Annotated in this window: 18 protein-coding genes and 1 CRISPR repeat array; of the genes, 3 read left to right on the forward strand and 15 right to left on the reverse strand. The window is 49.3% G+C overall.

Annotation, left to right across the window (positions count from 1 at the left end):
• Nucleotides 1-114 precede the first annotated feature (114 nt).
• Nucleotides 115-756 carry a hypothetical protein gene (locus tag H5715_RS10730; RefSeq protein WP_075187549.1) on the reverse strand — a complete coding sequence of 214 codons (642 nt, stop codon included), beginning with the start codon at nt 754-756 and terminating at the stop codon, nt 115-117.
• Between the two features lie 182 nt (nt 757-938).
• On the opposite strand from H5715_RS10730, the gene H5715_RS10735 reads away from it, so the two are divergent.
• Both H5715_RS10735 and H5715_RS10740 read left to right on the forward strand, forming a co-directional pair.
• Nucleotides 939-1184, forward strand: coding sequence for a type II toxin-antitoxin system CcdA family antitoxin (locus H5715_RS10735; protein ID WP_075187550.1), 246 nt, complete (start codon nt 939-941; stop codon nt 1182-1184).
• On the forward strand, nt 1184-1501 hold the full coding sequence (locus H5715_RS10740; protein ID WP_075187551.1) for a CcdB family protein: 318 nt from the start codon (nt 1184-1186) through the stop codon (nt 1499-1501). The genes H5715_RS10735 and H5715_RS10740 overlap by 1 nt, the downstream gene beginning before the upstream one ends.
• Before the next feature lie 214 nt (nt 1502-1715).
• Here the strand turns inward: H5715_RS10740 and H5715_RS10745 are convergent, their stop codons facing one another.
• From H5715_RS10745 to H5715_RS10805, 13 genes are all read right to left on the reverse strand, one after another.
• Nucleotides 1716-1922 carry a hypothetical protein gene (locus H5715_RS10745; RefSeq protein ID WP_139309913.1) on the reverse strand — a complete coding sequence of 69 codons (207 nt, stop codon included), beginning with the start codon at nt 1920-1922 and terminating at the stop codon, nt 1716-1718.
• A gap of 107 nt (nt 1923-2029) precedes the next feature.
• Nucleotides 2030-6572: a CRISPR direct-repeat array (repeat unit 29 nt; unit sequence CGGTTCATCCCCGCGGGTGCGGGGAACTC).
• A 59-nt stretch (nt 6573-6631) separates the two neighbouring features.
• Nucleotides 6632-6934, reverse strand: coding sequence for a type I-E CRISPR-associated endoribonuclease Cas2e (gene cas2e / locus H5715_RS10750; RefSeq protein WP_075187552.1), 303 nt, complete (start codon nt 6932-6934; stop codon nt 6632-6634).
• Nucleotides 6934-7848 carry a type I-E CRISPR-associated endonuclease Cas1e gene (cas1e, locus tag H5715_RS10755; protein WP_075187553.1) on the reverse strand — a complete coding sequence of 305 codons (915 nt, stop codon included), beginning with the start codon at nt 7846-7848 and terminating at the stop codon, nt 6934-6936. The genes cas2e and cas1e overlap by 1 nt, the downstream gene beginning before the upstream one ends.
• Nucleotides 7849-8688 (reverse strand): KilA-N domain-containing protein, encoded by an 840-nt coding sequence (locus tag H5715_RS10760; RefSeq protein ID WP_075187554.1) that lies wholly within the window; start codon nt 8686-8688, stop codon nt 7849-7851. It lies immediately after the preceding gene.
• 19 nt (nt 8689-8707) lie between these two features.
• Complete coding sequence (cas6e, locus tag H5715_RS10765; protein WP_075187555.1) at nt 8708-9382, reverse strand: type I-E CRISPR-associated protein Cas6/Cse3/CasE; 675 nt, start codon at nt 9380-9382, stop codon at nt 8708-8710.
• Nucleotides 9369-10115: a type I-E CRISPR-associated protein Cas5/CasD gene (gene cas5e / locus H5715_RS10770; RefSeq protein WP_075187556.1), complete on the reverse strand. Its 747-nt coding sequence runs from the start codon at nt 10113-10115 to the stop codon at nt 9369-9371. The genes cas6e and cas5e overlap by 14 nt, the downstream gene beginning before the upstream one ends.
• Nucleotides 10116-10148: 33 nt before the next feature.
• On the reverse strand, nt 10149-11183 hold the full coding sequence (gene cas7e / locus H5715_RS10775) for a type I-E CRISPR-associated protein Cas7/Cse4/CasC (RefSeq protein ID WP_075187557.1): 1035 nt from the start codon (nt 11181-11183) through the stop codon (nt 10149-10151).
• A gap of 36 nt (nt 11184-11219) precedes the next feature.
• Nucleotides 11220-11783: a type I-E CRISPR-associated protein Cse2/CasB gene (casB, locus tag H5715_RS10780; RefSeq protein WP_083608217.1), complete on the reverse strand. Its 564-nt coding sequence runs from the start codon at nt 11781-11783 to the stop codon at nt 11220-11222.
• Nucleotides 11783-13378, reverse strand: coding sequence for a type I-E CRISPR-associated protein Cse1/CasA (gene casA, locus H5715_RS10785; protein ID WP_075187559.1), 1596 nt, complete (start codon nt 13376-13378; stop codon nt 11783-11785). The genes casB and casA overlap by 1 nt, the downstream gene beginning before the upstream one ends.
• The gene (locus tag H5715_RS10790; protein WP_075187560.1) at nt 13375-16119 is read right to left on the reverse strand and encodes a CRISPR-associated helicase/endonuclease Cas3; all 2745 of its coding nucleotides are present in this window, start codon (nt 16117-16119) and stop codon (nt 13375-13377) included. The genes casA and H5715_RS10790 overlap by 4 nt, the downstream gene beginning before the upstream one ends.
• 280 nt (nt 16120-16399) lie before the next feature.
• A complete protein-coding gene (locus H5715_RS10795) occupies nt 16400-17359 on the reverse strand; it encodes a helix-turn-helix transcriptional regulator (protein WP_075187561.1) in 960 nt (319 codons plus the stop codon).
• Nucleotides 17360-17560: 201 nt separating this feature from the next.
• Nucleotides 17561-19408 carry a hypothetical protein gene (locus H5715_RS10800; protein ID WP_139309914.1) on the reverse strand — a complete coding sequence of 616 codons (1848 nt, stop codon included), beginning with the start codon at nt 19406-19408 and terminating at the stop codon, nt 17561-17563.
• 168 nt (nt 19409-19576) lie between these two features.
• Nucleotides 19577-21052 (reverse strand): AAA family ATPase, encoded by a 1476-nt coding sequence (locus H5715_RS10805; RefSeq protein WP_075187563.1) that lies wholly within the window; start codon nt 21050-21052, stop codon nt 19577-19579.
• A gap of 87 nt (nt 21053-21139) precedes the next feature.
• Between H5715_RS10805 and coq7 the strand changes: the two genes are divergently transcribed.
• Nucleotides 21140-21790, forward strand: a complete 651-nt coding sequence (gene coq7, locus H5715_RS10810) for a 2-polyprenyl-3-methyl-6-methoxy-1,4-benzoquinone monooxygenase (RefSeq protein ID WP_075187564.1) — start codon at nt 21140-21142, stop codon at nt 21788-21790.
• A gap of 96 nt (nt 21791-21886) precedes the next feature.
• On the opposite strand, the gene H5715_RS10815 is transcribed toward coq7, so the two are convergent.
• Nucleotides 21887-22306, reverse strand: a complete 420-nt coding sequence (locus H5715_RS10815; RefSeq protein WP_075187565.1) for an OsmC family protein — start codon at nt 22304-22306, stop codon at nt 21887-21889.
• Nucleotides 22307-22659: the final 353 nt, after the last annotated feature.

Consider the following 22659-nt stretch of genomic DNA (forward strand, 5'->3'; position numbering starts at 1 on the left):
ACGCCCGTATCAGGGGCCGTAACGTAGTTGATTGTTTAGCTGAAAAGCACAAAACGAGCAATGTAGTGGAGGTCCAAGCGGCTTACGGCTGAGCCTGGATACGCTTGTATGCATTTACCCTCCAACAGGAATGAAAACAGGCGGCATCTCCCAGCGAGCGCTGCTCGTACCACCTACATCGTTTTTCGTAAATTCCGGCTCTAATCCCATAAATATTTCGGTGCTTCCAAGATTAGGATATTTTTCTCGTAATACCGCGATATCCTGTGAATATTTTTCTTCAAAATCCACTTTGACACCCGTAACAGTTAGGCCGATTGAGCTTGTTACTGTAAATATGAATGAGCCTATATAGGTGGCCTTTCCAGGCTTGATTTCGAAATTAATTGCGAACGGCTGGGTTTGGCTTAAACTTACATAGCCACTTTTAACACCCCAGCGCGAAATTTCATATTTACCTGCTGGCAGTTCTGCAACCTGAAGATTTCCTTTTGTGTATTTGAAATCGCTACTAGGTGGAATAGGAATTAGCATAATACCGACTCCAGCCTCAAAATAACCAGATTGTTCGTTATCTATTCCACGGAAATAAATTCGATACCCTGACAGCAATCCACGGTACTTTACTGAACCAACTAGAAGTCCATTTTGAGAATTAGAATCTAAAGAATATGACTTACTAATATTTGCCGTAGGTGAGACACAAGCAGTAAGCGATAAAACGATTAAACCCACTATTATAAATTTATAAATCATATCTCGATTCTTATCCTCGTATTGCATAACGCCGGTGTAACCTGCGCCCTAAGTGGAGCTGGTATTGTGCAAAAATGGCCGTAGGCCATGCGCTAAAACCAGCGTAGCTTTGGGCGTCAGGTTGACACCCTTGTTAAATGCTTTACTATGCGCACATACATACGCATACCCGAGGTACTTATATGGACCCCTTGTACAATACAGAAGCCCCAAAAAAGCCTACAAACCTCAGTGTAAACAGTGACTTACTAGCCAAAACACGAGCCTTAAACATAAACCTTTCAGCTACATTAGAACAAGCACTAAAACATCGGCTAGCTCAAGCTGAAGCGGCCAAATGGGCCAAAAATAATAAGGCTGCCATTAATGCATATAACTCTTTCATCGAAACGAACGGCTGCTTTGGCGACGAGTTCAGTACTTTTTAATGGCTCAGTTTGACGTATACCGCAATCCTAGTAAGCAGAGCAAGAAGCACTACCCATACCTACTTGATATTCAAAGCCCCTACATTTCGGAAATTGCCACACGGATAATTATCCCCTTGGGGCATGCTGCCTCATTTACAAATGAGGCAATGACAAATCTTACTCCAGAAATTTCATTCGAAGATGAGAAACTTCTACTTTTAACGCCTCAGATTTCTTCTGTTCCTGTTAATATTTTAAGCAATCCAATTGGCTCTCTTTCACATTTCAGAGAGCAAATTATTAATGCTCTGGACTTCGCGATTACAGGCATTTAACAATATTATTAGGGTTCAATATCCCGTTTTTAAACACAGAATATTGCAGCATAACTCTCAAAGAAAAAATAATAAACCAGAGTAACTTGTTTTTTAAGGTCGGCTTTGGGTCGAAATCAGCCCCATCCAACCTACAAATCCCCACTCTCCGCCACACCCGCCTTCCTAATCATCTGCACAAACTCACTCCTTCCGTACGCATCTTCCCCACTGACTAACGTGCCTGTTCTGGTAGGCGCACATTGTTTTCTGCGCGCGAAACAATAGTGGGAAGCTGATTGGCAGATGCTTTACTCACTATAATCCAGTCGAACCCTTTGCCAAAGGCTGTGGTTATATTCCAGTCCAGCCGCAGGAAGATATCTTCAAAACCATCGTTATTAAAATCCGCACGGGCTAATACTACATAGGTAATAGCCAAATCGCCGTTTAATATTATCTCGGCAGAAAGCGGGTTGAGCGCTTGAATCGCCAGCGTTGGTGAGTGTGGTTGGCCAATGGTTATGCGAATGCAAACAGCATAAAAAGCGGTTCATCCCCGCGGGTGCGGGGAACTCACCTCTCCTGGCGTTGATGAGCCATATACAGCCGGTTCATCCCCGCGGGTGCGGGGAACTCATGTTGAGCCTGGATCCGCAACTTGTAGAGAGCGGTTCATCCCCGCGGGTGCGGGGAACTCACGCAGCCGCCGCCTTTATGGCTGATACTATGCGGTTCATCCCCGCGGGTGCGGGGAACTCCATCGTTCCTCTTAAAAAACGAAGATTCCACCCGGTTCATCCCCGCGGGTGCGGGGAACTCCTTTGCTGCCGCAAATTAATCTGGTAAATAAACGGTTCATCCCCGCGGGTGCGGGGAACTCCCATCGTTACACTCGAACTCATCATTTAATATCGGTTCATCCCCGCGGGTGCGGGGAACTCGCGCTAATGGAGGAGTGAATGAAACCGAGCGACGGTTCATCCCCGCGGGTGCGGGGAACTCTTGGTACTTTGTTCTCCATACAAACTCCATTTCGGTTCATCCCCGCGGGTGCGGGGAACTCCAAGCTTTTTCTTTTTGCTCATGTTAAATCCTCGGTTCATCCCCGCGGGTGCGGGGAACTCCAGAAAGTGAAAATGAACATAAAGTCAGATTCCGGTTCATCCCCGCGGGTGCGGGGAACTCCGATATAAAACGCCATTTTCATCTCTCTTTAACGGTTCATCCCCGCGGGTGCGGGGAACTCTTGCCCCGGAGAGTTCGGGTGATCAAGATCGGCGGTTCATCCCCGCGGGTGCGGGGAACTCCATTCAATACCAACTCGTTACTAACAATGTCTCGGTTCATCCCCGCGGGTGCGGGGAACTCTCGTATGCGAATTTGATTTTATCTTTAAAGAACGGTTCATCCCCGCGGGTGCGGGGAACTCGAAAATATTTCACAAAAAAAGACCTGGATCAGCGGTTCATCCCCGCGGGTGCGGGGAACTCGCTTTCCACTCAAAGCCATAAATTATTTGGCGCGGTTCATCCCCGCGGGTGCGGGGAACTCATCATCACGGCACAACAGAAAGCACTAATTAACGGTTCATCCCCGCGGGTGCGGGGAACTCCGAACAACATCAACCCTATCATCAATGATAACCGGTTCATCCCCGCGGGTGCGGGGAACTCTTTTGACGTCATCTTCAACAAGACTGCTATCGCGGTTCATCCCCGCGGGTGCGGGGAACTCTGTAATAACGCTCGACTCGCCTGTCGGGCGGGCGGTTCATCCCCGCGGGTGCGGGGAACTCTTATCACGACCCGAAACATTGTTGTTGTTGCCCGGTTCATCCCCGCGGGTGCGGGGAACTCTTATGCATATGAAGGCCGTAAACAATGCAGACCGGTTCATCCCCGCGGGTGCGGGGAACTCAGCTGTGATTCAGGGATCTGTTTGTTCATAAACGGTTCATCCCCGCGGGTGCGGGGAACTCATACTCGTGACTAGACAAAACAATTTGCATCTCGGTTCATCCCCGCGGGTGCGGGGAACTCCCTACCACATTCGCGGCTTCTGTCATTGCCGCCGGTTCATCCCCGCGGGTGCGGGGAACTCCCCCAGTCAAACGATCTATCAACTCGCCATCCCGGTTCATCCCCGCGGGTGCGGGGAACTCGTTCGAACAGCTAAGCTTTCGATATGTTTAAACGGTTCATCCCCGCGGGTGCGGGGAACTCTAAAGTGTGTGCTCATTTGATTTTATTAATCTCGGTTCATCCCCGCGGGTGCGGGGAACTCTTCTCGCGCTTCAATTCAAGAGACAGAAAATGCGGTTCATCCCCGCGGGTGCGGGGAACTCTTCAAGAGACAGGAAATGCCTTTCCGCCGCCTCGGTTCATCCCCGCGGGTGCGGGGAACTCTCCTTAGCGCCAGCGCAAGATCTTCAACACTGCGGTTCATCCCCGCGGGTGCGGGGAACTCTAATGTTAGTAATCAAGTGGGTTCTGATCCGACGGTTCATCCCCGCGGGTGCGGGGAACTCTGAGATCCAGGTAACAGCTTGAAAGCGGCTACCGGTTCATCCCCGCGGGTGCGGGGAACTCAAACTATCTATGCGAAAACTATCATTAAGCAACGGTTCATCCCCGCGGGTGCGGGGAACTCTTCGATATCGAGTCAAACAAGCTAGATGCAGACGGTTCATCCCCGCGGGTGCGGGGAACTCCTGTTCGTAAAATTCGTACTAGTTTTGACAAGCGGTTCATCCCCGCGGGTGCGGGGAACTCCTGTACTGCATCAATTTCGGCTTGCGCCAACTCGGTTCATCCCCGCGGGTGCGGGGAACTCAACACGGTCACGGCGCTTTTTTGACCGATAGTCGGTTCATCCCCGCGGGTGCGGGGAACTCGATTCCAGGCTGCTCTGAGTTAACCTGAATCTCGGTTCATCCCCGCGGGTGCGGGGAACTCCGCATAAATAACGCGATGATAGGAAGAGGGCACGGTTCATCCCCGCGGGTGCGGGGAACTCTGAAAAACTTGGGGTTTCTGGGTTATAGGTAACGGTTCATCCCCGCGGGTGCGGGGAACTCATAAATGGCGTTGCAGGTACAGTACCGCCTAGCGGTTCATCCCCGCGGGTGCGGGGAACTCATTTTATAAAAATGATCAATGTAGTCGTCAAACGGTTCATCCCCGCGGGTGCGGGGAACTCGGCGGCATTACCTTCTGCATACTCGCCAAGCTCGGTTCATCCCCGCGGGTGCGGGGAACTCTTGTTTCTGGTGCTAGTGAAGGTGACTGCATACGGTTCATCCCCGCGGGTGCGGGGAACTCATGCTGTTGATGAAAATGGTGATGTGTGGAAGCGGTTCATCCCCGCGGGTGCGGGGAACTCTTAACCTGCGCAATTCTCGCCAGACTGTCACGCGGTTCATCCCCGCGGGTGCGGGGAACTCTTTTGCAACTTCCTCATAACCAGCAACACGCACGGTTCATCCCCGCGGGTGCGGGGAACTCACAACAGATACTCATCAGAGTAACCAGGAATTCGGTTCATCCCCGCGGGTGCGGGGAACTCGGGGGCTTTTTCATCGCAGAGCTTTTGCCATACGGTTCATCCCCGCGGGTGCGGGGAACTCAAATAAATTTGGCATGTTATTTCGTCTAGTATCGGTTCATCCCCGCGGGTGCGGGGAACTCAGTGTGTGTGAAGCTCTGCAAGCCATGCGGCTCGGTTCATCCCCGCGGGTGCGGGGAACTCGTGTAATATAATACTTGCGTTGGTGGTTGAGTCGGTTCATCCCCGCGGGTGCGGGGAACTCTGTCGGTCCACCCAGCAACATCCCCGTAGACGCGGTTCATCCCCGCGGGTGCGGGGAACTCAATGCAACACTGCACTCCGGGTTTATATGAGGCGGTTCATCCCCGCGGGTGCGGGGAACTCTGGCTCCCACTGATCACGCCTACCAGCCTCATCGGTTCATCCCCGCGGGTGCGGGGAACTCGATTTCATCAAACCTACATGACGGGAACTTCTCGGTTCATCCCCGCGGGTGCGGGGAACTCTGCGGTATGTACCACCTACCTATATTATACCCCGGTTCATCCCCGCGGGTGCGGGGAACTCTCATTTAATATGCCAACCATGGCCTCCCCCTGCGGTTCATCCCCGCGGGTGCGGGGAACTCCCACTGCCATGGCAGTGGCGTTTACATTAACGCGGTTCATCCCCGCGGGTGCGGGGAACTCATCGCTCCAGCATGATGAACGTCAATAGCCGCCGGTTCATCCCCGCGGGTGCGGGGAACTCCACAAGGGGGACGAGTGACAAAATTAGAATTGCGGTTCATCCCCGCGGGTGCGGGGAACTCCTTCTACAGCCGTTTCGTCAGAGGGTATTATACGGTTCATCCCCGCGGGTGCGGGGAACTCTGTCTCGCTAGATGATCCAGATATTGACACGACGGTTCATCCCCGCGGGTGCGGGGAACTCAACCTCCTGACCGTTTTCGTCTTTCGTTACAGCGGTTCATCCCCGCGGGTGCGGGGAACTCATTATTTTTCCTTTCTCATCACTACAGGAAAACGGTTCATCCCCGCGGGTGCGGGGAACTCATCAGTTCTCGTATTCGTGGGATGGATCGACACGGTTCATCCCCGCGGGTGCGGGGAACTCGTTACAGCAACAAGCGGCCACTTCTCTCACAGCGGTTCATCCCCGCGGGTGCGGGGAACTCCCAAGCGCTTTGCTGTCATGCATTAGCGAATACGGTTCATCCCCGCGGGTGCGGGGAACTCGAGCTATACCCTGTTTTGGCCCGGCACCCACTCGGTTCATCCCCGCGGGTGCGGGGAACTCCGTATTCGGGCAGGACGTATACGCTAAGCGAGCGGTTCATCCCCGCGGGTGCGGGGAACTCTGCTGATAGAAACCCGGTTAGGTCTCCATTTGCGGTTCATCCCCGCGGGTGCGGGGAACTCTCGTACGGTTTCAGTTGCTCCGCTCTCATGGCCGGTTCATCCCCGCGGGTGCGGGGAACTCATAGAGCAGCATCACTAATTTGGCGCCGATAACGGTTCATCCCCGCGGGTGCGGGGAACTCTCTTAGTTTACACCATTGTTTTTAAAGGTGTTTTTCTAAGCTTTTTTTCTACCAAATTGTTAAAGAGCTTTTCCGTCATCTTTAGGAAGAAACGAAACCAGCCTTATACCATCCCAATCCACTGGCTCCCGGCGATTTTCCCCCAACGTTTGAAACTCAAAACCCGATTCGGAGTTGTTTGCCCAGGCAATAACGACATTACCCTGTTCAATATCAGATTCGATGTATTCCCATATTTTTTCTCGCACACGAAGGGATAGATCGGCCATATAAACACCGGCGCGAACCTCGAGCATAAATACAGCGAGCCTTCCGCGCAGGCGGGGAGGTATAGCTTCAGTTACAACTACGGTGAACGCCATTAAGTTCTATGCCCTTCATCACCGATATTTTCTGGCACTGGAATCGCGGGGGGAACGGATTCTTCTGGAGCTTTCGGTGGCGTTATTTCACCCGCCGCCAATACCATTTCGATTGAGGGGATTAGACTTTTTAATGTTTTGTCTGCTCGAAATAATTCCCGGCATTCTCGGCGCACGACTTTGTCGGGGCTGTGCGGCTTTTTTGCGGCTATGCGAAAGGCTAATGGAACAACCGTTTCAAATTTAAATAAATCGGCAATGTCGTAAACAAAAGAAAGTGGTTTACCTGTGTGAATAAAGCCTACAGCAGGGGCATAACCAGCTGCGAGTACTGCCGCCTCGGTAATGCCGTACAAACAACTGGTAGCCGCACTTAAGCAACGGTTGGTGATATCGCCTTTTTCCCAGTCTTTTACGTCGTAGTTTCTTCCGTGCCACTCCACACCGTATTGTTTGGCGAACAACTTGTACATTTCCCTTACCCGAGCGCCTTCTATGCCGCGAAGCTGTTCTACACTTCTTCGTTGTGGTGGTTCTTCGTTGAAGCGAATCTGGTACATTTTACGAACGACTTTTAAGCGTAGGTCATCATCCAAGGCCAACTTGGCCTGGTATAGCAGTCGGTCACTTCGCGCACCGCCCGGCTGACCCGATGCATACAACCTTACTCCTGCTTCCCCCACCCACACCAATAAAGTGCCAACGGTAGACGCTAGCTTTACGGCGGCATGGGAAACTCGGGTTCCCGGCTCCAGTAAAATACAGGCTACCGATCCAACAGGGATATGAGTGCGAATTCCTGTTTTATCGATAACCACAAAAGCCCCGTCCTTTACGTCTATTTGCCCGTATTCGATAAAAATCATCGAGATTCTATTTTTTAGAGGAATAGGTTTGAGGGGGATGTATGCCATTTATAACTCACCTCCGCCCTGTTCGCGTTCTTGTGAGGTAATAAAATTGGCTGCTTTGATAAGTACCCGCATCTGCCCAATAGCAATGTTATTCAATTTCACTACCCTTTGTGCCTGGGATAAGCCTTCAGCAATGTACTGCGCGTTCATAGATTCAAGGTTAGCCAGACATACCAATTGATGCACATTGGCATGGTCACGCATATTACCGCCCAACGAAAGATTCTCTTCGCGCCACTGCTTTGCGGTAATCCCGAACAGTGCCACATTCAGCAGATCAGCTTCATTAGCATAAACAAAGCTAACCTGTTGCGAGGAAAGGGTATCAGGAATCAAATTCTCTTTTATTGCATCGGCATATATTTGATAGCTCACCTTGGCAAGATTACGACGTATATCCCAGCCCATTTGTTGGAATTCCTGTTCCTTGAGCCGTTGAAACTCCTTAATTAGGTAGAGTTTAAACTCAACCAAGATCCAACTGGCGAACTCAAAGGCAATATCCTTTTGCGCGTAGGTGCCGCCGTATCTACCGGCCTCGGACACGATGCCGATCGCACCCGTAACCGCGATCCATTGTTTTGGGGTTAGGGTAAAACTGTTGAGACAAGCCTGTTTTTTAAAGTCCTCGAATTCGAGGACTTTAAAATTGGGGTTGTTCAACTGCTCCCATATACCGAGAAACTCAATGGTATTACGGCTACTAACCCAGTTACCAATGATATGCGCAGCTCGATCACTTCTTTTATATTTAGCAATATCGGTAATGCAGATATACTCAATACCATCAACAGTATGGGTAGATATCTGCTGATCGAGCACTTCCAGTTTATTTTTCATAAGTCCTTTTACTCACTGTTTAAATGCGGCGAATTAGCATTAGGCCGCAGCCGAAAGCCTTTGCCCTTCCAAACCCAGCTGTCAACTGGCTTAAAAATTTATCTACATCAACTACTGTAAGTACACCTTGAAAATCCACGCTGGAAAAACGTATTTTTTCACCCTTTACTTTAGAGCTTTGGTGTTGGGCATAGCGTTCGATTTCCGGTAGAACATCTAGCGTAATACCCCAGCCAGATACTCGCTCATTATCTGCAATCCACCTTCTGGCGGCGTCTTCCATTACCTCCTTTATTTTCTCGGCAGATAAAATACCTTGTTGTTTCGCCTTGCGTTTCGCATGCATTAACACGTCGTGTTTTTTGCTTCTACCGGCTTCGTCTTTAATACTAATAGTGGGATTCGCGCGCAAACGAAACGCTAGTCGATCACCAGGCTCTAGAGCTGGTTGATAAATTTTGCTCTGAATATTAAACAGCGCTTCATTGTTCGTGGGTTTATTTCCGGACAACACAAAATATTCGGGTAACCCACTATGACCTATCTCTTCACGATACAAAAAACCACGCTGCATTTCCTTTGTAAATAATGTCCAAAGCAACTGATGGGATGCGTAACTTCCGTTTGCTCCAATTCGCAGCAATTCTTTTACCGACTGACTGGATTTCACCACGCAAATCTTAGACAGATACATCGCGCCCCTCCTCAATAGATAATTGGTGCATCACTCGCTGTTTAAATTGCCATCGTATTCGATTGATAGGTTCATCCCACGGCTCTGTTGTGAGAACATTCGAGTGTTCTATTTGAGACTTGTCGCCCTCCCAATAATACGTTACGCGACTATTCCCACCTAACCAAAGTGAATCCTCTTTTTGACTTCGTGTAATAGTAGGGAAATCTGTATCCAAGGCTGACTTTAAGCTATCGCATTGCACCAGTCTCGGTGCCAAAGGCAACGCGGGAGGGCAAGATTTTCGGCCCAGCGACAGAGCATAGACCGGCTCCAATAACGCACTGCGCAATTGATCTAGCGTGTACGCTGGCAAAGTCGTAGAAGCTAAAGCAATGATCCAAAGCCCATCACAACGATAGTCACGGCTCGAAAGAATTGTATTGAGCTTGTATTCGCTTAATTCGCTCTTCCGGGTTCGGTGTACAACTTTATTACTGTGTGACGGTACCTGTGTAGTGTGGTAGTCGCGCATCAATGAGCTTGGAACACACTGTTTTACCGCAACCAATACGCTATTTTGAAGGTTGGTTAATTGCTGCTCTTGATCTCGCTTAATTCCCAATGCCGCGCCTAGAATACCTAGCACTGCTGATCGGGTTGGCTGCAGACCGGTGGGGCGATCACCTCCAACTGCGGCCTGCCCCCAGCTTGCCATTGGGCCGTATAGCCGAAAGACTAAATACTCTTTCATTTTCTCCTCCTGGTTTATTGTTTTCAAAGAGGATTAAAGAGCAACAAATTCGGATAACTCGGCAAAACTACCTTTACCTGCAAGGGCATTGATAGAATACCTTTCATCGGCACAGGTACCATAGACTTGATCGAAATTTTCAACCTGTTCCTCCAACGCCTCCACGGCTGCGCCGGCCTGGTCTTCACTCTGAATTGGCTTTAAGAACGCGACAGACAGAGAACGAGGCTGCTGTGAGCCTTTTTCGACGAGCACATAATTAGCGTAAGCTCTGGATGCAAAACTGTTTTGCTTACCTTTTGGTGATACTTTCACGATAGCTTCGGTTAGTGCCTGTATTGCCCGATTCGCCAACGCTTCATTGCCATCCAAATTTTCGATAAGCTGTGTTTTATTGATACAAACATTGCTATAGAACAACGCCGCAGCAAAACCAGATTCACCGATATGGGCGGACCCCGCATCTTCTTTTCCATCGTTTAAATCGTCTACTGCTGTAAAATAATCATCTTCAACAACGACACTGTGAACGCTGATGGCATGAGCTACCTGGCATGCTGCCTCTACATTAAAGGCCGGGCTGGACGCCAACATGCGACCAAACAAGGCAATATCCACTGCCGTTTGATTTGATTTCAGCAGATCCAAATCTTCTTTTTCCGGTGCGCGACTTTCGGCTATCAAGGTGTCTACCAGCGCGAAAGCGGCCTGTTCCTCTTCGGGGCTAATATGCGCCAACTGTTCAATTTCCAGCGAATCTTTTTTGCTTTTGCCAAAAACACCAGCAATAGCGGTAGCCCATTCTTTAGCCGATTTTTCTTTCACACCAGCTTCAACGAATTTGTTATAAACCGGAAAACCGAAACGTTTTGTTCTGCTTCCAATGTGCCCGGCCATTGCTTCCTCAAATAACTCCGATACCCGCCAATTACGTTTCAAACTTTGCGAGCTAACCCGCAACCGATCGAAGCCACCCATTTTTGCAGTTTTTGGCCGCCCCAAATCATCCCGATTTAAATTAGAAGGCGCATAGGAGGTTAAAGTATGTAATTGAATAAATTGACTCATTTTTCGTATCCCTTAAAATTGGTAAAAAATTTAAATTTATTTAGCCTTCATGCTGGCTGCACGGTAATAATCCATCGCCCACTTTACTGCTATACGCTTATCGGCCTTTCGAGGTCGAAACTGGTTATACTCTTCAAACCACTGATGGATGTTTTCGGCCAGGCTCAAAACATCCAATTCACCTTTTATCTGCCGGATAATGCGGCGTATTCTCCGTAAAAAGTCTTCTGGTGTTTTAGCGTTTTGCAATTGCGAAAATCGCAGCTCGCTAACCACCGATTTATCGCCATCCCCTTTTCTTCCTGCCGCTACTGCCAGTTTGACTGAACTATTATTCTTTACATGAACAAGAGTGGCAGCAATAGTTGCCCAACTCTCTATAGATTTACTGTTCGGTTCGTTAACAATGCTTTCGTCTAAGCCCAGCCAAAGCGCACGAAAACCTTCCGTTAGCATGGCAATATCGGCGGATTCACATCGCCTTAACTGTGCCTTATGGGCGCTGGGGGCCGCCAAAATACCTTTTTCTTTAAGCTGGGTTGCCGGTAGAAACATACTTTGCCACCAGCGTAGTACAACGATTTTTGAATGGTCGTCCATCACGCAGTCTCCTCTAATCGGTCAATATTATTTTCTTTTTTAAATGCTTTTATATCCTTGCCACCGAACAACCAACCGGTTAGCTGCTGTCGTGCTTTAATGCGTTTGGTCATGGATCTTTCCGCCCCCAACTCAGATAATGCCAGTTCGTCGAATAAATCCAGAACGGTATTTCGTAAAGCCGTTAGCCAGGAAGACGCTTGCTTGGGCGCTAACGTGGGCTTGTCGTTAGGCGCGTTTTCGACAAGCTGCTGAACGGCATGAAAAAAATCTGCCTCTGTTCGCTGCCAGAAAGCCAAATCGATAAAGCTAAAATCGCCTTTGGCATCACCGGGGCGTTCAAACCAAGCCGTTTTTATCTGCGTTCGGCAGTGCCAAAGAGAATCAGTTGCTAATTTTTGCAGGCTCTTTACTTCAGCTAGCAGGGCTTCCTGTTGCTCTGGCACAAGAGAAAAAATTGGAAGCGAAACGGAATACCAACCTCGTGCCTTCATGTTATCCATATCGTAACCAAAGGCCCAAAGCCGCGGCACCTCACTTTGCTGCTGTTCCAGCAGCTCACAAACCGAGTAAAAATGACGAACAACAATAGCGCATTGCTGTCCACTGTCACTATCGGTTAACGTTAGGACATCCCATATTTTGTAGGTAATGCCGCCGGGCTGGCCTTTGATCGATAAATGTTCTTCGTCCGGTTTTTTAATGTTCCACCTGTACGGGGTTAATGGGTGCGACCAACTGCCAGAATAGTTACCGCCATAATTTTGTGCTCTGTATTCCGATACCGTTTGGTTACACGGCACCCCAGCAATTTCACAAAACCCTTCTGATTGACTATATGCCAGTCGAATTCGCCGTGGCATAGCCCAATACATGTGTAGCGGATGAACATCAGAGGCGTATATTTCTGAGCCTTTTTTATCACTGGTTTTTGTTGTGCTTAGCCAAGGAAAAACACTCGCATCTTGAAAATTTGGATCTTCATAGCGCCAAAAATCTCTGTTTACGACGTTTAACCAAATTTTTTGCCACAGACTGGAACGCTCATTCTGAGGTAAAACCAGCGTCGATAATGGCCCCCCACCTCGCAATCCTACTCTATGGCCTACACCACCTGCAGGCGCATTTATTTGCAGTGTGAACAACGCAAGCAATGCCATTTCCAACGACATGGTTTCGCCAATCCCACGCTTTACGAAATGATCTGTATTAAGTTTTATACCGTTGCCGCCAGGTGCTTCTATCAACAACCCAGATATCGAAGAGGGTTTTGAATCCTCCAGTTCATTAAAATCCTGCATAAACAGAGGCCCATCTCCCACCGCATTAAATGCGTGCGCGGCCGTATCAAACGCTTTCTGTAAGATTTCTGTTTCCGGTGGGTTTTCATAGTATTCCAGCCATTGGTACCTGTCTTTCGGTGCGAAAACGGTTTGCAGCAATCCTATGGAAAATTGGTAAGCCGCCCCGTGAAAATCTGCTCTGGGTAAGGCGAAATCGACAACGTCCTCATCAACAATTGCTGAGATAGGTAATGTTTTATGTGTGCCATCTTTTAACAAGAACGGCAGCCAGGGGTCTTGTACTAAATTCATACGTCCTCCTTTTGAAATTCACGAAATCCGGTTGTACTCTCATAAGTAAAATTTACATCGAAACCAGGCAGCCAACACTGCAAATATTTAGCTTGCTTGTTTTTATTCCTAAATCGTTCGACAGCCTGTTCAAGTTCGATTGGTATGCTCGCCAGCTTGTCGGCATATTTGTTTTTGGATAGCTTTATTTTGCTTAATGCCACACTGAGTGTTCCATCTTCAATCCATGGCACTACATCTCCCGCTTCAGTTTTCCTCAGCAGTAATATTTCTACCGTTTCAATATCACTATGGCGGGTACTGATATCCGTATTATCTTCGTACCAACCCGCCGCACTGCGATCGCAATAACCATATTGCTGCCAATCGATTAACTGGCTTTCAGCCTTGGCCGCCTTGGCCCGCTGCTCGCCAAGCATGGTATTTTCCTGGTTGAGGAGTGGTGCAGGGATTTCGTCGTAGGCGTTATCACCATATGCCGCCTCAATTAGTTGGCGGGCATTTTCCGGCATTTGTATAGCCCCAAGGCGTTTCAGCTCGCGCATCCCCAACCACAACCGTCCAGGAGAGCGGTAAACATATTGGGTATTTCTGAATTGCTTACTGAGCCAATCGGTTTGTGGGCTATCTGTCCATTCCGGAGCGTACAGTATTAATTCAGGTACAGGACGAGAGTCTTTAATCCCTAGCTTGAACCCGCCATTTTCACTCCGAGTATGGCGGTGTAAACGTCCGGCCCTTTGAATGAGATCGTCTATTGGGCAAATATCGGAAATCATTAAATCTGCATCAGCATCGAGACTTTCCTGAAAAACTTGGGTTGCAATTAGAACCTTGCCAGCTCGAACACTTGAATCACCCGTTTTTCCGAAAATGGCTAGCACCTTCTGCTCGATTGCTTTTCTGTCTGCCAATACGAAACGACTGTGGAATAGCAGGCAATCGTCCGAGTTTTCTAATGCTGTGCTAACTGCCTCAAAAGCTTCCAACGCGTCATCCACTGAGTTTCTCACCCAAACGACGCACTGCCCGGCTTGGGCTGCCTGCACAATTTCAACAATACAGCGTTCAAATGCATGGATAAACACAACAGCAACAGACCGACTGACATCATCACGACTTTCCAGCGGCTGCTCCAAAACAGTTTCTTTGGCAGTTAACGAGACCCGGGTTGCCAATGGAAAATCGAATTTCTGTAACAATTGTGGCGTTAGTCCTGCGGCCTCTTGCCAGATACGGGTCAATCGGCTTCGTTGCTTTTTCGAGAGAGTAGCGGTTAGCAGAATGGCACTGCCCCCTTGATGAAGATGCAAAGCAAGCAGACTTTCCAACAACTCGAACATGTATTCATCAGCAGCATGTACTTCATCAAAAATCAGTACTTTGTTATTTAGACCCAATAAGCGCAACGACTGATGGCGCCTGGGCAGCACTGCCAACAAAGCTTGGTCAATGGTGCCGACACCAACTGGAGCAAGCAGGGCTTTTTTTCGAGAATCGGCTAGCCATTGGTTACACTGCGCGGTAGCGGTTAAGTCGTTGGACTCGTACTCGCTGTCGGGATTTTCTGAATTCAAAACCGTTTCTTTGAACAGGTCATTCATTTCCCTGGCTCCATGTGCCAGTACAATACTCGGCGGCCGACCATCGAAAGTGAGCATTTGCCGGTAGTGTTTTGCGACCCGACTGAACATGGCATTAGATGTAGCCATAGTTGGCAGACCGAAGTAAAACCCACTGGCCGCACCGGCCTCCATAAGCCGGTGAGTAAGCGCTAGTGCCGCTTCAGTTTTTCCCGCACCGGTAATATCTTCCAAAATAAATAGCTGCTCAGAATCATCAACGTCGACGGTTTCAGCCCATTTTTGCAACGGTGTAGGCTCGAAACCGTAATGTTGCTGAATCGAGCAAAAGCGCTGTACCTGTGGAACAGCATTTAAGTCCGTTGCGTTTAACGCTTTTTTAGCCGTGCATACGGCATGCTCCCAATACTGAGCTAAAGGCGTTGGCTTTGAAACGAACTTAAAATAACTTTGGTCAGAACCCACCCAGTCGGCCACCACTGCAACACCAGCTAGTTGCCAACTAACCAACTCCAGTTTTCGCTTAAACTTCTCACACATAAATTGTTCATACGGCAAAACTGGCGAAAGCAAGGTACATATATCTTCGAAAAAAGCACTAACCGCCTCACCGTTATCCGGATCGGTAAATTGCTTAATTGACTTAGGGGATGATGAATCAATAGGCTGGCCATGATGACCCAACACGCACTCCATAAATACGGAAAAAGTGTCCGCGATACGGATCTGATCTACTCTAGGTGAACCATTAAACAGAAGCTGTTCGGCAAAACAATTTTGTTTTATTTGGTTCCAAAACAAAAGCCCCATGCGGTCGTGCCTATAATAACGCCCATCGTAATCCTTGCGGCAGCCTGGCTGTATTAACGCGTCAACGCTGTGCGAATAGAGGCTCTGAAAAGCCGATGCAAACTTCCCCAAGTCATGCAGAGCTAGACACAAAGTGAATATACCTTGTAGCTGCTTAGGATCAATTTCCAAAAATACCGAAATATCTCGATTTAAACGTGATTCAGGATCAAGAAAAAGCCACCCCACTGCTGCTACATCCAGACTATGGTATGCCAATAGGTGGTAGTCACTCCCTTCCCCACTCGGGTCGAGTTTTGCCTTTCCCCAGTATTTGTAGTAAGCCGGTAACTCTTGGTTATTATTCATCACCTTCCCCACATAGCTCTTGCTGTAATCCGAGCGCTAATACAAGCCTGTATTTTCTTCAGGAAAATCACATTGAGGCCAAAATTGTCCATATTGCTTTCCCTTCGTGTTCAACCACTTTACTTCACTGCATGTCTCGCTCATTGCCAGGCCACCCAATAGAATTCGCGGCCTGTAGGGTTTGTTCGCCGGTAAATATTCCATGGCATTAACTTTACCCTCCTCTATCACCAAAACTTACACTCCCTATCCATACAGTGTTTGTGGTGTTTTTTATGTGTTAATAAAAACGTAAAGCTGCTGCTAGTTTGTCTCTTACGCGCTTGCGCAGCGCGGTAGGTTCTAGCACTTCTACGTTGTTTCCGTAGCGCAGAATATCCATTACTAGTTCGGCGTCTTGGCTGTAGGGGAGTGTTAGCAGGTAGTTTTTGCCTTCCCATTCGCCTGTTTGCTGCGGGTGCCATTGCTGGCTGGCTATTTCGCGGGCGACTTCGGGGTAGAATCGAAGCTTGGCGGCGTATTTGGCTTTCCCTGCGAATATTCCGTAGCTGCTGGCAAAGTGTTGGCTTAGCTGTTGTTGTGGGATATTTTTGGCTTTGCCTTTACGTTTTTCGATAACCTCTATGCGGGAAATAGAGAAGGTACGCAAGCCTTGGCGAAGGTGACACCAGGCGTCTAGCTGCCAGTTTTCGCGGTAGTACACTAGGGTTTGGGGGCTGAGTGTGCGGGTGGTTTGTCGGTTTTTGTAGTCGCGGTACACCATGTGTAATTGTTTGCGATGTATTAGTGCGTCGGCCACGGTGTTAAAGATGGCTGGCTGTGTTTGCCGTTTGGCCAGCGGCAGGTATTTAATGCACTGGCCAAATTCGGCGGCGGCGATACCGCGTGCCGCCAGTAGTTTTTCGATACTTTGTTCTACCACTCCCAGCTCTTCGCTGACCAGGCCTTGGTTCATGGTGCGCAATACATTGAGCAGTGCGATAAGCGATTGCAGCTCGTCGGCGGTTAACCATAAACCGGGGAGTTCGAATTTTTCGCCTTGTTTTAGGTTGTAGTACCAACCTTTCTGTTCGCCACTGTATTCCAGTGGTGCCTGCCAGTAATCGCGCAACTGGTGAACCAAGCGCTTGGCGTTGCCCTCGGTGCATTCCAGTTTTTCAGAAATTTTTGTAATCGCGACGGGGCGTTTGTGGGATTTAAAGATACGGTGCAGTTGCTGAAAACGGTCAAACTTATCCATGTTCCCTCCCATTCCAATTTGGCTATTAGGGTACACAGTAATGCTTACACCAACCAACTCATTGGATGAATAGTGGCGCGTGTTTTTATATACATGCTCTTGCTTTTTTGGGCTTATGCGAACGATTTTTTATTCGAGCGTTAGTGTTTTTTGCGTTAGGGCGCTGCGGCCCGGCAATTAGTTGAAACGTGGATTGGGGCTTTATTGCGCATAGAGCCGGTACAGTTCGGGCCAGTTCTCGTAGAAGTTCCAGGTGATGTATCCACTGGGGTTTAGTTGGCTTCCGTGTTGGGAGGTGAAGCGCCCGTTCTGGCCGGTGTTTCCGCCGCTGTTGTTGAGAATGCAGCTTATGCCGTCTTCCCAGTTGGTGTCGGCCGGGTCTGGCCCCCAGGTTGCTTCCCCGGTATTGCTGAGCCCGTAGTATTCACAATTGCGTGAACGATAGGCGTCGCAAACACTGGGGTCTTCACGTGCATCTGGTGGGGCGCAGGGGTCGGGGGCGGTGTGCAGCCCTTGTGTAACAACTCGCTGAATAAATGAAATGCTGGCGTCTTTGTATGCTGCATATTCGTCGGTGGCTCCTGCGTTGATCATGTCTCTTACTTCTGGAAACAACAGCATAACGGCAGCGAAGGCTTGGTTGGAGCCAAAGCTGACCGTGTAGTAGGCGGTTCCGGGAGCGGGCGGCCCGTCAATATAGCGGTGGGGGTCGACTTGGCTTTTCTTGCCACTGTTTGGATTGCATGTGCCGCTCGCGCCGTCAAAACACTGCTGCTTTAGGATGTTGCCCCAATAGGCTCCAACATCGTATGTTGTGAGTAGATGGGGGTCTGCCCCATCGCCCCAGATGGGGCCGTTTATGCCGGTATTTATTTGGTTCATCTCTGGAGGCACTTGCCCACCCAGTAAGCCTACTTTTCTAATTAGCTGTGATAGGTGGCTGTACTCTTGTGCGTTGTCTTTTTTTAGCGTGGCGTACAGTGTTATGGGAATAATTTTTCCGTGAGATTGGCCCGCTCCACCGCCCCATCGCGCGACTTGTGTTTCGCCGTTGTATATTGCGTGGTAGAGGTCTTTGCCATAAACCAGTAAGGCGGCAATTAGGCCTTGATAGGCTGCATATTCTTCTGCGTTGTTAAGATCGGCAGACATTACCCAGCTCCAAGCGGTATTCAGTGATTGGGCGGTGCTGGAGCCATAGTTACCGCCATAGATGTCGGAACGCCAGGCTCGCCCGCCTTCGGAAAATATTTGGCCGTCTAAATCCAGTACGCTGAATATTTCTGTTTGTTGAGTCCAGCGTTTTCTGGCTTTTTCAATGTCGCTCGGCGCACCGGGGCCGTTGAAGTAATTGATGTGGGGAATTTCAGTTAGATCAAAATCGTCGAGGGTTAGAAGATCTTTTTCTACGGTCGATAGCGCTGGCCTTAGGGTGTTTAAGGCGGGAACGGTTGGCAGTATTGTGAGGGTAAAGATTGCGTCTAGGCATTCTCCGACAATGGCGGAGGTTCCGCAGTTTCCGTTTGTTGCTTCGTCTTTTTGTATTGCGGCAACAATGGAGGTTGCCGCAGAGCGAGCGACGGGAAGGGTTAATGTTTCTGTCGCGTTGTGGCTGCCATAATTTTTGGTATTGTCGGTTAGGCCATGACGCTGGTAGACCGGGTTTTCATCTGCACGTACTGGCCCACCCACGCTGGTTAACGTGTTAATGGTTACCGAGCTATTGCCTTCTGCTGGTACAGCAAAGTAGCTTCCATCGAGAAATTGCCCTACGCGCACATTCTCGCTAAAGCCAAAGCTCACACTTATGGTGCGGCTATTACCAACCGCTTCGAGTGTAAGGCTGTTGCTTAGGGTTGTGTCTGCCTGGACAGACGCGCTGCTGGAGCTGGAATTTGAGCTGCTGGAACTGGAATTTGAACTACTGGAGCTGGAACTTGAGCTGCTGGAGGGTTGATCTTCTGGCCCGCCCGTTGCCGGGCCGCTTCCTCCTCCGCCACACGAACACAATAGCGCCAGTAGCATTGCTAGCATTATGTTTGCTTTCATCTTAGTTCCTTTAACTCTCAAAATTATCAGTTTACCGATAAACCACTTTGGATAACGGTAAGAGAGCATAGAAACCGTATTCGCTACATTTTTTTTATTGCTGCGGTTTACCACGGCACGGCGAGTTCTGCGCTATAAGGCCAATGATGAATTGTTTGTCCGTGTGCTTTAGTTTGCCTTTACGGCTCTTTCTTTTGCCCAGGCCTGTAGTTGTTCTATTTTTTCAGCCATTACTATCGACAGGGGTTGGGTTTGTTGAATTGCGGCTTGTAATAGTTCGGGGCTTACTTGTGTTCCGCGAGCGGCAGCGCTGTAGGTGGCAGATACGACGGCTTGCTCTATTTCGGCTCCGGTAAAACCTTCGGTAAGTTGTGCCATGGCATCGAGGTTGTAGTGGGAGGGTTCTAGCTCGCGTTTGTTGAGATGTATAGTAAAAATATGGAAGCGGGTTTGGTGGTCTGGCAGGTCGATAAAAAAGATTTCATCGAAGCGTCCTTTGCGCATTAATTCCGGGGGCAGCTGGCTAATGTCGTTGCTGGTGGCCACCATGAATACGCGGCTTTTTCTTTCGGCCATCCAGGTTAGGAGTGTTCCGAGCAGGCGTTTGGGTGTGCCGTTGTCGTCGTTGCCGTCGGCCATGCCTTTTTCTATTTCATCTAACCACAGTACGCAAGGCGCCATTAAATCGGCAAGCTTTAGGGCTTCGCGTAAATTGCGTTCGGTTTCACCAATATATTTATTAAACAGTGCGGCCATGTCCAAGCGTAATAATGGCAAGCCCCACACGCCAGCAATCGCTTTAGCCGCGAGGCTTTTTCCGCCGCCTTGTACTCCAAAGAGTAGTACGCCTTTGGGTGGGTCCAGCTTTGTGTCGTCATTGGAGATCGCGTGCTGCCGGTGTTCCAACCATTTTTTTAGGTTGTGCAGGCCAGCTACGTCGCGCATATGGGCGGTGCTGTATTCAAAGTGCAGTACACCTTCCATATTCATTAGCGCAAATTTGGCTTTGGTTACTTCGGGTAAATCGGCTTCGGTTATTGCGCCGTCGTCGGCGATGGCTCCATAGGCCAACCGACGAACGTCCTGGTGGGGCAAGCCTTTTAAGTTGTTAACTAGTTTTTGCAGGGTTTGGTTGTCGGTTTTAATTTTATTTTTGTGGTTTCTCTCTGCCCAGTCTCGCGCTTGCTCTCGAATAATGGCCAGTATTTCGTCTTCACTGGGCATGGAGATGGAGACCGAGGCCCCGTGGCGGGAGAGTTCCGGCGGAAGATCTAATCGATGGCTGACCAGTACCAGCCGATGCTTAGCAACACCGTATTGGAGGGCGATGTCTTTCAGTAGGCGCACAATTTTGGGCGTATCGAGAAAGGGGTGAATATCGCATAGTACGAAGGCGCCCGGCTTGCGGTATTGCTTGATGTAGTTGAGCGCGACCTCTGGGTCGGCATATTGCTCTGGGTTCGCCAGCTCCAGGCCAAAGCCTAGCGGTGCCAGGCCTTCAGTAAAGCTCCAGCGCCATGAGGGCAGGCTGGCAGTGCGAAACAGGTCTCGCAGCAGCTCTATGGTTCTGGCTTCATCCCAGGTTTCGACAACAACTATTGCAACATTGGTATTGAGTATCAGACTCAAATCGTTATTATTCATCTTCGCCCTTTGGCTTGCGCCCTGTTTTTCGATTTATGCATTGTAGCGCTGCCGGGTTTTATTTTTCACCTACTTGCAGATTCTATTATGGCTGGCCGTTCCCTCTCTTTATTGGATTCACTTATCTGTGGTGCCGATCGCGCCCTGCGTACGCTCACGTCGGGAACACAAACGCTTACCCGGGTATCGCCCAAACCCGCCAGCGATGAATTGAGCGAGGCGCTGACCGACAGTGAACGAAAGCACGCTGCCGGGTTGATGCGCGTGAATCACGCGGGGGAGGTTTGTGCTCAGGCCTTGTATCAGGGCCAGGCGCTAACGGCAAAGCTACCGGAAGTACGCGCTGAAATGGAGCAGGCGGCAAACGAGGAGATTGACCATTTGGCGTGGTGCGAGGAGAGGATTGTCGATTTGGGCAGCCATACCAGCTTTTTTAACCCGGTTTGGTACAGCCTATCCTTTGGTATTGGTGCTACGGCGGGTTTGATTAGCGATAAGATCAGCCTGGGTTTTGTGGCTGCAACAGAGGATCAGGTGTGTAAGCATTTGGAAAAGCACCTTCAGGATCTGCCCCCTAACGACCGGGAATCCCGTGCAATTGTCGAGCAAATGCTGGTGGACGAAGCCAAGCATGCACACGCGGCGCTGGACGCTGGCGGCGTGCGTTTTCCCGGGCCAATTAAGGGCGTAATGACGCTGATATCTAAAACGATGACAGAAACGAGTTATCGCCTTTAACGCCTTGGCGACACGTTAAATACGCAAACAAATCAGTCGTGTGAATCAATAAAAAACGTTGGGAGCCTGTAGCGCCAAAAGCAAACAGGCTTTGTGTTATTGCTCTACCAGCTCGTAGCTGTGGCTAATTTCAACGCCCGCCGCTTCTAGCATTATGGAGGCAGAGCAGTATTTTTCTGCAGACAATTCTACCGCTCGCTTAACCTGGGCTTCTTTCAGAGCTGCACCTTCAACAATAAAGGTAAGGTGGATCTTTGTAAAAACCGCTGGTACGGCATCGGCGCGCTCGGCCTCCAGCTCTACTCTGCAGGCTGTGACTTTTTGCCGGGTTTTCTTCAATATACTGATTACATCGAAAGAAGCGCAGCCGCCCAAACCCATTAATAACATTTCCATTGGACGAACACCGGTATTACGCCCACCATGATCGGCAGGTCCATCCATTACAACACTGTGACCACTTCCCGATTCTGCTAAAAACTGGGCGCCATCCACCCACTTTACTTTTGCCTGCATAAATACGCTCAACTCTTGATAAAAGACACCTAAAGCACAACACAACCTAATGCGCCAATTCATTTTATATAAGGCTCAGAAGCCTAACATAAAACAAATGAATATTTGCTATTTAAAAATTCCGTGACCTAGTTGTTATTTTTATAACAGCTTACATTTTTCATGAACAATAACTGGCTCGAAATTGCGGTATCAGTCCAGTTTCTAGCGGGTATAGGTTCAGTTTCTAGCAGGTATCGGGTTATACTCGCCGCAGAAGCGCGCACTACGTATAAATATAAAAAATGAATAAGCGCGCTAAACTTGTGTGTAGTTGTCGCACATCATTGTTTCCGAAGACTCGAGGGCACGAA

Origin of the sequence: Teredinibacter haidensis (genome assembly GCF_014211975.1) — a bacterium.
Classification (GTDB): Bacteria; Pseudomonadota; Gammaproteobacteria; order Pseudomonadales; family Cellvibrionaceae; genus Teredinibacter; species Teredinibacter haidensis.

Coding starts and splice junctions, on each gene's coding strand:
- coq7 (WP_075187564.1), top strand. CDS start 21,140: ATGGCTGGCCGTTCCCTCTCTTTATTGGATTCACTTATCTGTGGTGCC.
- H5715_RS10805 (WP_075187563.1), bottom strand. CDS start 21,052: ATGAATAATAACGATTTGAGTCTGATACTCAATACCAATGTTGCAATA.
- cas6e (WP_075187555.1), bottom strand. CDS start 9,382: ATGTATCTGTCTAAGATTTGCGTGGTGAAATCCAGTCAGTCGGTAAAA.
- cas7e (WP_075187557.1), bottom strand. CDS start 11,183: ATGAGTCAATTTATTCAATTACATACTTTAACCTCCTATGCGCCTTCT.
- casB (WP_083608217.1), bottom strand. CDS start 11,783: ATGGACGACCATTCAAAAATCGTTGTACTACGCTGGTGGCAAAGTATG.
- H5715_RS10740 (WP_075187551.1), top strand. CDS start 1,184: ATGGCTCAGTTTGACGTATACCGCAATCCTAGTAAGCAGAGCAAGAAG.
- cas5e (WP_075187556.1), bottom strand. CDS start 10,115: ATGAAAGAGTATTTAGTCTTTCGGCTATACGGCCCAATGGCAAGCTGG.
- H5715_RS10790 (WP_075187560.1), bottom strand. CDS start 16,119: ATGAATAATAACCAAGAGTTACCGGCTTACTACAAATACTGGGGAAAG.
- cas1e (WP_075187553.1), bottom strand. CDS start 7,848: ATGGCATACATCCCCCTCAAACCTATTCCTCTAAAAAATAGAATCTCG.
- H5715_RS10815 (WP_075187565.1), bottom strand. CDS start 22,306: ATGCAGGCAAAAGTAAAGTGGGTGGATGGCGCCCAGTTTTTAGCAGAA.
- H5715_RS10730 (WP_075187549.1), bottom strand. CDS start 756: ATGATTTATAAATTTATAATAGTGGGTTTAATCGTTTTATCGCTTACT.
- casA (WP_075187559.1), bottom strand. CDS start 13,378: ATGAATTTAGTACAAGACCCCTGGCTGCCGTTCTTGTTAAAAGATGGC.
- H5715_RS10795 (WP_075187561.1), bottom strand. CDS start 17,359: ATGGATAAGTTTGACCGTTTTCAGCAACTGCACCGTATCTTTAAATCC.
- cas2e (WP_075187552.1), bottom strand. CDS start 6,934: ATGGCGTTCACCGTAGTTGTAACTGAAGCTATACCTCCCCGCCTGCGC.
- H5715_RS10800 (WP_139309914.1), bottom strand. CDS start 19,408: ATGAAAGCAAACATAATGCTAGCAATGCTACTGGCGCTATTGTGTTCG.
- H5715_RS10760 (WP_075187554.1), bottom strand. CDS start 8,688: ATGAAAAATAAACTGGAAGTGCTCGATCAGCAGATATCTACCCATACT.
- H5715_RS10735 (WP_075187550.1), top strand. CDS start 939: ATGGACCCCTTGTACAATACAGAAGCCCCAAAAAAGCCTACAAACCTC.